The sequence below is a fragment of the Leifsonia sp. NPDC058248 genome, from assembly GCF_042881905.1.
GTDB lineage: Bacteria > Actinomycetota > Actinomycetes > Actinomycetales > Microbacteriaceae > Leifsonia.
In genome coordinates this window covers 127,905-140,559 of sequence record NZ_JBHVXB010000002.1, presented here as the reverse complement: position 1 = coordinate 140,559, position 12,655 = coordinate 127,905, and the positions used below count along the sequence as shown (strand labels likewise).

Genomic DNA, 12,655 nt, shown 5'->3' with positions numbered 1-12,655 from the left:
TTGTCTTCCATGCTCTCGACGCTAGGGACGCGCCGGTTCCGGCGAATCGGGCGAGAGGGCTACCCGCCGTCAGCCTGGAGGATGATTCCGCCGCGCTATTCCGCCGCGGTGAGTCCGTGCTCGAACGCGTAGACCACCATCTGCACGCGGTCGCGCAGACCGAGCTTGCTCAGGATCCGGCTGATGTGCGTCTTCACGGTCGCCTCGCTGAGGAACTCCGTCGTCGCGATCTCCGCGTTGCTGAGTCCGCGCGCGGCGAGCACGAAGATCTCCCGTTCGCGCGTGGTGAGCGTGGCGAACTCCGGCGGCTGTGGTTTCACGGGATCGCTCGCCGAGAAGTACTGGAACAGCTCGCGGGTGGCGCCGGCGGCGATCACGGCGCTTCCGGCGTGCACGGTGCGGATGGCCGCGAGGAGGAACTCCGGCTCCGCGTCCTTCAGCACGAACCCGCTGGCGCCTCCCCGGATCGCACGAGCGGCCGCCTCGTCGAGATCGAAGGTGGTCAGCACCACGATCCGCGGCGGGGTCCGCCCGTCGCGCACGGCGCCCTCGACGATCTCCGTCGTGGCGGCGATACCGTCCATCACGGGCATCCGGATGTCCATGAGCACGACATCCGGCGCGGTCTCCACCGCCAGCCGCACACCTTCCTGCCCGTTGGCCGCCTCCCCGACGAACTCGAGGTCGGGCTGCGAGCCGACGAGCATCCGGATGCCCGCGCGGAACAGCGCCTGGTCGTCGACCAGCAGCACACGGATGCGGTCCCCGGCGACAACGCCGCTCACGCGGTGGCCCCGGCCGGGAGGAAGGCGCTGACGACGAAGGTGTCCCCGGCGGGACCGGCCGTGAGCGAACCGCCGGCGAGCGAGGCGCGCTCGCGCATCCCGGGCAGGCCGTGGCCGATGCGGGGCAGCGCACCCGTTCCGGACGCGGGGGTGTCGAGGGTGATGGGCTTCATGGTGTTCCTCACGGTGATGACGACGCCGGACAGACCGTTCTCGCCTGCCGACTCGGCGAGCACGACGGATGCCGGGTCGGCTGTGCTGCCGTGCCGGAGGGCGTTGGTGAGCGCCTCCTGCACGATACGGTACGCGGCGAGCTGCTGGGCAGAGCCGAGGAGGTCGAGGTCTCCGGTGCGTTCGACGGTCACGTCGAGGCCGGCCGCGCGCACCTGGTCGACGGTCTTCTCCAGGTCGTCGAGCGAGGGCTGCGGGCCCCCCGGCTGCGCGTGGCGGAGCTCGGCGAGCAGCACGCGCACGTCGCCGAGAGCGGAGCGCGCCGTGGACGCGATGGTCGTCAGGGCCTCGTCGACCGCATCCGGAGCCGTTTCGGGACCGCTCGCTCCGACGCCGGCGTGGCGGGCGTAGCGGGCCCCGTCGGCCTGGGCGATGACGACGGCCAGCGAGTGGGCGACGACGTCGTGCATGTCGCGGGCGATGCGGGTGCGCTCCTGCTCCACGACCACGTCCTCGACTGCCCGTGCTCGGTCGAACTCGGCGGCCACCTGCGCACGGTGTGAGAAGCGCGCGTTGCGCCAGGTTCGCATCAGCAGGCCGAGCACCCACGAGAGGCCGAGAACCGTGAGGCTCACCACGAGCAGGAACACGAACTGCAGGGCGAGCCGCGAGATGGCGCCGGAGAGGAGGTCGAGGTAGTTCTGGCTGAGCGCCGCGGTGAGCGACAGGTAGAGGGAGGCCACGACCGCGCCCACGCCCGCCGAGATGAGGCCCGACCAGCGCACGATCCGATCCCCGTACGCCGCCGTAGCGTACAGCACGATCAGCACGCCGATGTCGCTGAACTGGATGTTCTGGCCCGAGATCATCTGGAGCACGGCCGCCAGCCAGGCGATCGAGAGCGCGATCGCGGGAGACATCCGCCGCACGGCCACCGCGACCGCGAACCCGATCATCACGACGAACCCGCTGCGCGCGCCCGAGGTGTCCGACCCGAACACGTTCAGCGTCTCGAGCACCAGGCAGATGATCGCGAACGCGGCGGCGCCGGCGATGTCGAAGGTCAGCTGCGGACGCGTGAGCCGGCGCACGAGTCCGGCCCGATCGGGCTCGGCCTCCGTCACCGGGGTGCCACCGGACGACGCGAGCCACACCAGCACCGAGCGTCCGTGCGGCGTGGAGAGCGCCCGCTGACGCGCGACGAGGTAGCCGACCAGCCAGCCTGCGATGAACAGCACGACCAGCATCAGGCTCATCAGCAGCAGGCCGACGCCCTGGCTCGTGTAATAGCCGCCGATCACCGGACCGAACTGCGGGAACTTCAGATCCCCGCGAACCGTGAAGAGGTAGGCGACCGCAGGGCCGAGCAGCACGGCGGTCACGAAGTCCAGCCAGCGCACCAGCACCCCCGAGTGCGCTGCGACGCCGAACACCGTCAGCAGCACAGCGATCGCCGCAACGACGCGGAACGGCGTGCTCAGCCGTTCCGGCGCGGTGAGCTCCAGGAGCACGGCGGCCCAGACGAGTCCGAGCGAGACGGGCGGGATCACCCGGGACAGCGCGACCGCGGCGCAGTAGAAGACGAGGGCGAGCGCCGACTGGATGTTCGACGGAAGGCCGGTGAAGATCCAGGCGGCGAAGAGCACCAGGCCGAGCGCAGGCTCGAGCACCCAGCGGAACGGCACGAGCCGGTCCTCGAGTCGAGTGCGCTGCAGCATTCCTCTACGGTACGGGTCGGCACGGCTCCGGATGCACCGCAACGGCGGATTTCATCCGCTGGATGTAGCCGCGGACGTCTACCGGTCAGAACCCGAGGCGGCCCAGCTGTTTGGGGTCGCGCTGCCAGTCTTTGGCCACCTTGACCCGGATCGACAGGAAGACGTGCTTGCCCAGCAGCGCTTCGATCGGCTTGCGCGCGGTCGCGCCCACCTCGCGGATGCGGCTGCCGCCCTTGCCGATCACGATCGCCTTCTGGCTGTCGCGCTCGACGAACACGTTCGCGTACACCTCGATGAGGTCTTTGTCGTCGCGCTCGATGATGTCGTCGATGGTCACCGCCAGCGAGTGGGGCAGCTCGTCTTCGACGCCTTCGAGCATCGCCTCCCGGATGTACTCGGAGATACGATCCTCCAGGCCCTCGTCCGTGACCGCGTCGGCCGGGTACAGCGGCGCCGGCGACGATGGGAGCAGCCGGATCAGCTCGCTGAGCAGGATGTCCAGCTGCACGTTGCTGGTGGCGGAGATCGGCACGATCGCCTCCCAGTCCCTCAGCTCCGAGACCGCGAGCAGCTGCTCGGCGACGGCCTGACGGGTCGCGGCGTCGGTCTTGGTGACGATCGCCACCTTCTTTGCACGCGGGTAGGCGTCGAGCTGCTCGTTGATGAACCGGTCGCCCGGGCCGACCTTCTCGTCGGCCGGTACGCAGAAGCCGATCACGTCCACGTCGCCCAGCGTCGACTGCACCAGGGAGTTGAGGCGTTCCCCCAGGAGGGTGCGCGGACGGTGCATCCCCGGGGTGTCGACCAGGATCAGCTGGCCGTTCTTCTGGTGCACGATGCCCCGGATGGCGCGCCTCGTCGTCTGCGGTTTGGAGCTGGTGATGGCCACCTTCTCGCCGACCAGTGCGTTCGTGAGCGTCGACTTGCCGACGTTCGGGCGGCCGACGAACGAGACGAAGCCGGCGTGGAAATCGGTGTCGGTCACGAGTGGTTCTCCTCCATCGACGCGTCCGGCGCCGAGATCAATGCGGTGTCGCGCTCGACGAGCACGGTGCTGACGTGTTTGCGGCGGCCTTCGGTGCGGTCGACGGTGAACCGCAGGCCGTGGGCGGATGCGGTGGAGCCGACCTCGGGCAGCCGGCCGAGCGCCTTGGACACCAGTCCGCCGACGCTGTCGACGTCGTCGTCTTCGAGTTCGAGGCCGAACAGCTCGCCCAGTTCGTCGATCGGCAGCCGGGTGCTCACCCGGTAGCGGCCTTCGGCGACCTGCTGCACGAGCTCGACCTCGTGATCGTACTCGTCGGAGATGTCGCCGACGAGCTCCTCGATCAGGTCTTCGAGCGTGACGAGGCCCGCGATGCCGCCGTATTCGTCGACGACCATGGCGAGATGGTTGGACTCGAGCTGCATCTGGCGCAGCAGCTGGTCGGCCTTCTTCGATTCCGGCACGAACAGGGCCGGGCGGGCCAGCTCCCCCATCGTCACCTGGTCGGCGCCGAGCGGGCTCTCGAAGCTGAGCTTCGCGACGTCGCGCAGGTAGAGGATGCCGACCACGTCATCCGGATCGCCGTCGATCACGGGCATCCGGGACACGCCTTTGCTGAGGAACAGCCCCATCGCGGTGCCGAGGCCCGCGCTGCGGTCGATCGTGACCATGTCGGTGCGCGGGATCATCACTTCGCGCACGACCGTGTCGTTGAATTCGAAGATCGAGTGGATGAGCTCCCGGTCGTCTTCCTCGAGCACGTCGAACTCGGTGGCCTCGTCGACGATGCTGAGCAGCTGCTCCTCGCTCGCGACCGGCGCGGAGCGTGCCCGCGACGGCGTCACCCGGTTGCCGAGTGCGACCAGCCCGTCGGCGATCGGCCCCAGCAGCACGCGCACGAACCGGATGAGCGGAGCGGTCAGCCGCAGCAGCAGAGTCGAGTTGGCCCGGCCCACACTGCGCGGACTCGCCCCGACCAGCACAAACGACGCGCCGGTCATGATCAGCGCCGACAGGATCAGCGAGATCCACCACTGCTCGAAGAGCATCTCGAAGGCGAGCGTCACGAGCACGGCGGCCGTCGTCTCCGCGGTGATGCGGATGAAGTTGATGGCGTTGATGTGCGCGCCGGGGTCGGCGGCGATCGCGAGCAGCGATTTCTTGGCCCTCGACGTCTCGGCGAGTTCCGCGATGTCGGCACGGGACTGCACCGAGATCGCCGCGTCGACGGCGGCCATCAGGCCTGCGAACGCCACGAGGAGGAATGCGACGACGAAGAAGAGCGTGACGAGCATCGGCGCCCCTAGCGCTGTCGGTCGTAGCGCGAGAACCCGATGAGGATGTCGCGCTGGATGCCGAACATCTCCCGCTCTTCGGCGGGCTCGGCGTGATCGAAGCCGAGCAGGTGCAGGATGCCGTGCGTGGTGAGCAGCAGCAGTTCCTCCATCAGGCTGTGCCCGGCGGTCTCGGCCTGGGCCTGGGCGACCTGCGGGCAGAGCACGACGTCGCCGAGCAGACCGGCGGGCGACGGCTCGTCTTCGGTGCCGGGGCGGAGTTCGTCCATCGGGAAGCTGAGCACGTCGGTCGGGCCGGGCTCGTCCATCCACTGCACGTGCAGCTGTTCCATGGCGGCTTCGTCGACCAGGACGATCGCGAGTTCGGCATCCGGATGCACGTGCATGATGTCGAACGCGTAGGTGGCGAGACGCTGCAGGGCGGACTCGTCGACCTCGATGGCCGACTCGTTGTTGACTTCGATGCTCATGAGGCTCGGCCTTTACCGTCGTTTGGGATAGCGGTCGCGCGGGATGGCGGAACGGCGTTCGGCGCGGTTGGCGAATTCGGCCGCCTGTTCGCGCTCGTAGTGGAGGGCCTGCTTCTGGGCGTCGTACTCCGTGTAGGCGTCGACGATGCGGCCGACGAGTGTGTGGCGCACCACGTCGTCGCTGGTGAGGCGGGCGAAGTAGATGTCGTCGATGTCTTTGAGCACCCGGGTGACCAGGCGCAGACCGCTGGACGCGGTGGGCAGATCGACCTGCGTGATGTCGCCCGTGACGACCATGCGCGAGCCGAAGCCGAGGCGGGTGAGGAACATCTTCATCTGCTCGGGCGTCGTGTTCTGCGCCTCGTCGAGCACGATGAACGAGTCGTTCAGCGTGCGACCGCGCATGTACGCGAGCGGGGCCACCTCGATGGTGCCGGCCGCGAGAAGCTTGGGCACGATGTCGGGGTCCATCATCTCGTTGAGCGCGTCGTAGAGCGGCCGCAGGTAGGGGTCGATCTTGTCGGTCAGGGTGCCGGGCAGGTAGCCGAGCCGCTCCCCCGCCTCCACCGCCGGCCGGGTCAGGATGATGCGGTTGACCTCTTTGCGCTGCAGAGCCTGCACGGCCTTGGCCATCGCGAGGTAGGTCTTTCCGGTGCCGGCGGGGCCGATGCCGAACACGATCGTGTTGTGGTCGATGGCGTCGACGTACTGCTTCTGGCCGAGCGTCTTGGGACGGATGCTCTTGCCGCGCGCCGTCAGGATGGCCTGGCTGAGCACGTCTGACGGGCTCAGGTTGAGGTCGGTGTCGAGCATCCGTGCCGAGCTGGTGACCTCGGCCGGGCTGATCTCCTGGCCGTTGCGCACCATCTGCAGCAGTTCCTCGATGAGGCGGCGTGCGGCCTCCACCTGGGCGGGGTCGCCGATGAGGGAGATCTCGTTGCCGCGGACGTGCACGTTCACCAGCGGGTACTGGCGCTCCAGCGTCGTGAGCAGCCGGTCTTGCGGGCCGAGGAGCCGCACCATGGCGACGCCGTCGACGTCGAACCGCGCTTCGGCTTGCCCCTCGCTGCGCTGGGGCGTTGATTCGCTAGTCGGCAAGGCTTCCTTCCTCGAGCTGTCCGCTCAGAACGTGGGCGTGGACGTGGAACACGGTCTGTCCCGCTCCCGCCCCGGTGTTGAAGATCAGGCGGAAATCGCCGTCGGCGTGCTCGTCGGCGAGCCGGTCGGCGACCGCGACCAGTTCGGCGAGCAGCGCCGGATCGCCGGCAGCCAGCTCGACCACATCTCGGTACTGCTCCGTCTTGGGCACCACGAGCAGGTGCAACGGTGCTTTGGGCGCGACGTCGCGGAACGCGATGATGTGCTCGTCGTCGTAGACGATGTCGGCAGGGATCTCCCCGGCGATGATCCGCGCGAAGATGGAGCGCTGGTCGGTTTCCATACCCTCTATCTTAGAGTTCGGCTCCGTGAGTGGGGGTCGCTCGGCGAACTGCCTCGGCGAAGTCACATCTCCACCCTGCCGCGTCACGCGATCCTGCGCAGCCGGATTCTGCCTCCTGCTCGCGGCCGTCGCCGCGGGTCGATGTGCGCAGGCGGGACGAAATAGGGCACCGCGTCGCGCACCGCGAGATCCCAGCCGTCGTCATGGACCCGGTGATGATGGCTCGAGCACAGGAGCACCCCGTTCGACAGATCGGTCGGACCGGCGTGCGCCTCCCACTATCGGATGTGATGGGCTTCGGTGTAGCGCGGAGGATGCGGGCATCCCGGCCACGCACATCCGTCGTCGCGTTCGGCGAGTGCCAGACGCTGAGCCCTGCTGAAGAGTCTGCAGCTGCGGCCGAGGTCCAGGACTTCGCTGGCACCGCCGAGAACGACCGGGATCACCCGCGCGTCCGCTGCGAGCCGGCGTGCGGCGCCTGCGCTGACCGGCGACGCAACGCCGTCTAGCTGTGCCGTGCCAGTGCCGTGTCGGAGCGTCTCGAGGTCGACGCGGACGACCATCGTGACAGCCGGACCACCCAGTGCGTCACGCTCGGCGCACCCCGCGAAATGCCGGAACACCTCGGCGCCGGCATCCGATCGGTGCTGCGCGATCGTGCGAGGGTCCGGCACGTCAGCGGCCGCGTCTGGCCCCTCCTCGTGGAAGGCGACCGCCTGCGAACCGACCGATTGAAAGCGGACGGAGCGCAGACCGTGCCCGACGACGGCGTCGATCGCCGCGACGACGTAGCCCGCCGACTCCGGATCGAGATACCAGTCGACGTGCGTCATTCCGTCTGCCATCGTTCGGATCGTGAGAGAGCGGCGACGCTTCTGTCGCTCTTCGCGCGGCTCGATGCCGTCTTGATCCAGACGATCCCTGACATGAACGGCGAGGAGACGAAGCTCGGCCACGCTCAGCTCGGCGGCATGGTCGACCAAGAGCCGTTCGCCCTCACCGAGTTCGTCAACGCCGCAATTCGGTGCCGCCCTGTTCAGTTCGCGCACGATGACCGCGGCCTCCTCCACGCTGAGTCGAGGGGCTTCGGCGCGTAACGCGCTCTGCGGCGCCTCGGCTCCGAGCACGTCAGCCCCGAGCACGTCAGTCCCGAGCGCCTCGGAGACGGCGGGAAACCGCGCAGGGAGCCTTTCGCCGACCAGGGAGATCCGCGACGCGACCGCCTCGCCGACCGCACACAGCTGCCGGGCCGCGGGAAGACTGACGCGCCACCGCTCGGCGAGCAGCGACGCGACGCCGGCGTACCCGGCGCGCGTGACAGGGTTCTGCTCTCCGACGACGACCGAGCGCAACGACACCTCGCCGCTCATTCGGACCTTCACCGCATCGAGCTCGGCCTGGAGCTCGCCGAGGGCGCTCAGCGCGCCCAGCAGCTGGTCGCGATCGAGCGCTGCCGGTGCCGCGAATTCGGCAAGCAGCTCCCGCATGCGGGCCGCACGATCGGTAGTCATAGATCGAGTCAATCACAGACCACCGACATTTCGGCGATGAGAAACAGCGCCTGACCAGCACTTAACCCTGTGGATAACTCCAGCCGGAGCGCGCCTGTGGAGGAGGCGACCACCGGCCCAGCCTCACCACCGACCCACCCTCACCACCGACCGAGCGCACCGTTCAGCACGGCCAGCGCCGCCGGACCGGCCGTCGACGTCCGCAGCACGGTCTCACCCAGTCGCACCAGCTCCGCTCCGCCGGCCGTCAGCGCCTCGAGCTCCGCCGGCGCGATTCCGCCTTCGGGTCCGACGACGAGGACGATCGGGCGAGCATCCGGAACCAGCGCGGTGAGCGGCGTGGACGCATCCGGTTCGAGCACCAGCACCCGGGAGTCCGCCCCCAGTGCAGCGACCTGCTTGGTCGAGGCCAGCTCACCGACCTCGGGCACCCAGGCGCGGATCGACTGCTTCGCCGCCTCGCGCACGATCGCCGACCAGCGCTCGCGGCCCTTGGCGACCTTGGCACCCTCCCAGCGGGAGACCGAGCGTGATGCGGCCCATGGAACCACGCGGTCGACGCCCAGCTCGGTCGACGCCTGGATCGCGAGCTCGTCGCGGTCGCCCTTGGCCAGCGCCTGGACCAGCGTGATCGACGGCTGCGGCCGGTCGACCCGCAGGACGGTCTCGACGTCGATGGTGAGTTCCGCCGCTGTCGCGTCGATGACCTCGCCCGTCGCAACCAGGCCGCGGCCGTTGCCGATCATCACCGTCTGCCCGGGCCGGGTGCGGTTGACGGTCGCCGCATGCTTGGCCTCGGCGCCGGTGATGGACAGGCGGGCGCCCACCTCGACGGCTTCGAGGTCTTCGCGGAGGTACAGCGAGCTCACGAGACGCTCAGACGTTGAGGAAGCGGTCGCGCAGCTTGGCGAACAGGCCCTGCTGGAAATGCGCCAGGCTGGGGTCGGCGTGCTTGTGGGTCGCCGCGAACTGCTTGATGAGCTCACGTTCCTTGTGGTCGAGCTTGGTCGGCGTCACGACCTGGATGCCCACGCGCAGGTCTCCCCGCCCGCTGCCGCGGAGGTGCGTGATCCCGCGATCCTTGACGGTGAGGATGTCCGCGCTCTGAACGCCGGCCTTGAGGTCGAGGGAGATGTCGCCGTCGAGGGCCTTGACGGTCGCCGTGGTGCCGAGGATCGCATCCGTCATCGAGACCTCCAGCGTGCACAGGAGGTCGTCGCCGTCGCGGCTGAAGACGTCGTGGTGCTTCACCTTGATCTCGAGGTAGAGGTCGCCGTTCGGGCCGCCCGCGGGGCCCGCCTCGCCGCTGCCCGGCATCTGCAGACGCAGACCGGTGTCGACGCCGGCCGGGATGTCGACCGGCACCGTGCGGCGGGCGCGAACTCGGCCCTGGCCCTGGCAGGTGACGCACGGGGTCGCGATGACGGTGCCGTAGCCGCGGCACGTGCCGCAGGGGCTCGACGTCATGACGTTGCCGAGCAGCGAGCGGACCGAGCGCTGGATGCTGCCGGTGCCGTGGCAGATATCGCAGGTGACGGGAGCCGTGCCCGGCTGGCAGCAGGAGCCATTGCACGTCTCGCAGACGATGGCGGTGTCGACTTCGAGGTCGCGGTGGGTGCCGAAGATGACCTCGTCGAGCTCGACCTCGACGCGGAGCAGCGCATCCTGGCCGCGTTCGCGACGCGACTTGGGTCCGCGGGTGGCGCCGCCGCCTCCGAAGAACGTCTCGAAGATGTCGCCGAAGCCGCCGAAGTTGGCGCCACCGGCCCCGCCGAAGCCGGGCTGCGGACCGAGGTCGTACTGCTCGCGCTGATTGGGGTCGCTCAGCACGTCGTAGGCGTGGGTGACCTGCTTGAACCGCTCGGACGCCTCCGGGCTCGGATTCACATCGGGATGCAGTTCCCGGGCCAGACGGCGGTACGCCTTCTTGATCTCGTCGGGGGTGGCGTTGCGCTCAACGCCCAGGACTTCATAGTGGTCGGCCACGTACGGCTTTTCCTTCTCGTTCGTTTCTTATTCGCCCAGCAGGCGGGAGAGGTAACGGGCGACCGCGCGAACGGCGGCCATGTTGTTGGAGTAGTCCATGCGAAGCGGTCCGAGCACTCCGAGGCGGGCGATGTCCGTGCCGGACGACGTGTACCCGCTCGACAGGATCGAGGTCTCCGCCAGCCCGAAGGCGGCGTTCTCCCGGCCGATGCTCACGGCCACGCCGTGTTGATCCGTGGCCATCTCGCCGAAGAGCCTCAGCAGCACGACCTGCTCCTCGATGGCCTCCAGCACCGGGTAGATGCTCCCGGTGAAATCGTGCTCGGTGCGCACCAGGTTGGCGGCGCCCGCCATGACGAGCTTGTCCTGGCGGTTGGCGGCGATCTGGTCGATGAGCGCGGTCGCAACGGGGTGGACCATCGCACGGGTGCGATCGGTGAGAGCATCCGGGAGGTCGCGGAGCCGGCTCGCGGCGTCCCCGAGCGAGAGCCCCGCTGAGGCGCCGTTGATCGCCCCGCGGATCTCGGCCACGTCTTCGTCGCTCAGGTCGGCGCCGAGCTCGATGGTCCGCTGCTCCACCGCGCCCGAGTCGGTGATGAGCACGCTCAGCAGGCGGCGAGGCGCCAGCATCACGAGCTCGATGTGCCGGATGCGCGAGCGGGTCATCGACGGATACTGGACCAGTGCCACCTGGTTGGTCAGCTGCGAGAGCAGTCTCACCGTGCGGGCGAGCACATCGTCGAGGTCGATGGACTGACCGAGGAACATCTCGATCGCCTGACGCTGCGCCGGACTCAGCGGCCGGACCTCCGCCAGGTGGTCGACGAACAGGCGATAGCCCTTGTCGGTGGGCACCCGTCCGGACGACGTGTGCGGTGCGACGATCAGCTCTTCCTCTTCGAGCGCGGCCATGTCGTTGCGGATGGTCGCGGCCGAGACGCCGAACGCGTGCCGCTCGACGATGCTCTTGGAGCCGACCGGCTCACGGGACGCGACGTAGTCCTGCACGATGACGCGAAGCACTTCGAGGCTCCGATCAGACACCATCCGACTCGCCTCCCGAAAACGTGTTAGCACTCGCTGATCCTGAGTGCTAATCATAACGCGCCGACACGCAGTCACATTCATTGCACCTGCGAGATTCCCGGCAGTACCGTATGCATGCGATGCCACAACAGCGCGGCTCGCACTGATCGGCAGGTCGCGGCCGGCCGAGCGGTTTCGCTTCGAACCATCTCGAACGAAAGGCACCGATCATGAGCGACCAGAACCAGCCTCCGATCGATCCGAACTCCGGCGGAGTCCCCCCGCAACAGCCTCCGCAACCGCCGCAGCAGCCGCAGCAGCCCTACGCGGCGCCGGCCGCTCCGCTCGACCCGGCCCAGGACAAGCAGTGGGCCTCGTTCGCGCACCTGGGCGGCATCCTCTGGATCCTCCCCTCGCTGATCATCTTCCTCGTGTTCAAGGACCGCGGTCAGCTGACCCGTCAGGAGTCAAAGGAAGCCCTCAACTGGCAGATCACCTGGCTCATCGTGTGGCTCGTGTCGTACATCCTCGGCATCGCCCTCATCCTGACGCCGGTCGGCTGGGTGTTCCTCACGCTCATCCCGTGGATCCTGTACGTCGTGAACCTGGTGTTCTCGATTCTCGGTTTCGTGCGCGTCAACAGCGGCGGAACCTACCGCTACCCCGTCAACTTCCGTTTCATCAAGTGACGCGAAGCACTGACCGCACAGCGCGCTGACGCGCTGATCCGGCGAGGTGCCGAGAGGGCCCGATCCTCTCGGCACCTTCTCAGTTTCGACGCTGTGGGCCTACAGTTGGGGACGACACAGGTCCACGACCCGCCCGTTCACGGGCGCAGCCTAGGAGTGAAAATGTCCGCAACGCCCCCGCCTCCCCCGCCCGGCGCCCCGTACGGCGGCGCCCCGCAGCAGCTCAGTCCCTCCGACGAGAAGCTCTGGGCGACCCTCGTGCACATCGGCGGCATCCTGTTCAACTGGATTCCGGCGCTGATCGGATATCTCGTGCTCAAAGACAAGGGCCCGTTCGTGCGCACGCACACCGCGACCGCGCTCAACTTCCAGATCACGATCTTCATCGCGTACGTCGTCGGCTGGATCCTGTCGATCGTCTTCGTCGGCCTGTTCATCCTGCTCGCCGCCTGGGTGATCAACATCGTCTTCAGCATCATCGCGGCGGTCAAGGCGAACCAGGGACAGTTCTACACCTACCCGGTCGCCATCAAGTTCGTCAGCTAGCCGCCGGCCGGCGACGACCTCGTCGAAGACGC

13 protein-coding genes are annotated in these 12,655 nt (G+C 68.4%); 2 read left to right on the top strand and 11 right to left on the bottom strand.

What is annotated here, in order from left to right; genetic code table 11:
• Positions 1–95: 95 nt before the first annotated feature.
• The 11 genes from ACFVV5_RS03760 to hrcA all read right to left on the bottom strand — a co-directional run bounded on the left by ACFVV5_RS03760 (position 96) and on the right by hrcA (position 11,409).
• Complete coding sequence (locus tag ACFVV5_RS03760) at positions 96–785, bottom strand: response regulator (RefSeq protein ID WP_387239191.1); 690 nt, start codon at positions 783–785, stop codon at positions 96–98.
• Complete coding sequence (locus ACFVV5_RS03755) at positions 782–2,674, bottom strand: sensor histidine kinase (protein ID WP_387239188.1); 1,893 nt, start codon at positions 2,672–2,674, stop codon at positions 782–784. The genes ACFVV5_RS03760 and ACFVV5_RS03755 overlap by 4 nt, the downstream gene beginning before the upstream one ends.
• 85 nt (positions 2,675–2,759) lie before the next feature.
• Complete coding sequence (gene era, locus ACFVV5_RS03750) at positions 2,760–3,659, bottom strand: GTPase Era (protein WP_387239185.1); 900 nt, start codon at positions 3,657–3,659, stop codon at positions 2,760–2,762.
• Complete coding sequence (locus tag ACFVV5_RS03745) at positions 3,656–4,954, bottom strand: hemolysin family protein (RefSeq protein WP_387239182.1); 1,299 nt, start codon at positions 4,952–4,954, stop codon at positions 3,656–3,658. The genes era and ACFVV5_RS03745 overlap by 4 nt, the downstream gene beginning before the upstream one ends.
• Before the next feature lie 8 nt (positions 4,955–4,962).
• A complete protein-coding gene (ybeY, locus tag ACFVV5_RS03740; RefSeq protein ID WP_387239179.1) occupies positions 4,963–5,424 on the bottom strand; it encodes an rRNA maturation RNase YbeY in 462 nt (153 codons plus the stop codon).
• Positions 5,425–5,436: 12 nt separating this feature from the next.
• Positions 5,437–6,522, bottom strand: coding sequence for a PhoH family protein (locus tag ACFVV5_RS03735; RefSeq protein WP_387239176.1), 1,086 nt, complete (start codon positions 6,520–6,522; stop codon positions 5,437–5,439).
• A complete protein-coding gene (locus tag ACFVV5_RS03730) occupies positions 6,512–6,865 on the bottom strand; it encodes a histidine triad nucleotide-binding protein (protein ID WP_387239173.1) in 354 nt (117 codons plus the stop codon). Before ACFVV5_RS03730 ends, ACFVV5_RS03735 begins: the two co-directional genes overlap by 11 nt.
• Positions 6,866–7,143: 278 nt before the next feature.
• Positions 7,144–8,376, bottom strand: coding sequence for a DUF222 domain-containing protein (locus ACFVV5_RS03725; RefSeq protein ID WP_387239170.1), 1,233 nt, complete (start codon positions 8,374–8,376; stop codon positions 7,144–7,146).
• 140 nt (positions 8,377–8,516) lie between these two features.
• A complete protein-coding gene (locus ACFVV5_RS03720; protein ID WP_387239167.1) occupies positions 8,517–9,245 on the bottom strand; it encodes a 16S rRNA (uracil(1498)-N(3))-methyltransferase in 729 nt (242 codons plus the stop codon).
• Between the two features lie 7 nt (positions 9,246–9,252).
• The gene (dnaJ, locus tag ACFVV5_RS03715; RefSeq protein ID WP_387239164.1) at positions 9,253–10,362 is read right to left on the bottom strand and encodes a molecular chaperone DnaJ; all 1,110 of its coding nucleotides are present in this window, start codon (positions 10,360–10,362) and stop codon (positions 9,253–9,255) included.
• A gap of 27 nt (positions 10,363–10,389) precedes the next feature.
• Positions 10,390–11,409, bottom strand: coding sequence for a heat-inducible transcriptional repressor HrcA (hrcA, locus tag ACFVV5_RS03710; RefSeq protein WP_387239161.1), 1,020 nt, complete (start codon positions 11,407–11,409; stop codon positions 10,390–10,392).
• Between the two features lie 209 nt (positions 11,410–11,618).
• On the opposite strand from hrcA, the gene ACFVV5_RS03705 reads away from it, so the two are divergent.
• Together ACFVV5_RS03705 and ACFVV5_RS03700 are read left to right on the top strand one after the other, a co-directional pair.
• Positions 11,619–12,077, top strand: coding sequence for a DUF4870 domain-containing protein (locus tag ACFVV5_RS03705; RefSeq protein WP_387239158.1), 459 nt, complete (start codon positions 11,619–11,621; stop codon positions 12,075–12,077).
• Positions 12,078–12,239: 162 nt separating this feature from the next.
• On the top strand, positions 12,240–12,623 hold the full coding sequence (locus ACFVV5_RS03700; RefSeq protein ID WP_387239154.1) for a DUF4870 domain-containing protein: 384 nt from the start codon (positions 12,240–12,242) through the stop codon (positions 12,621–12,623).
• The last annotated feature ends 32 nt before the right edge of the window (positions 12,624–12,655 follow it).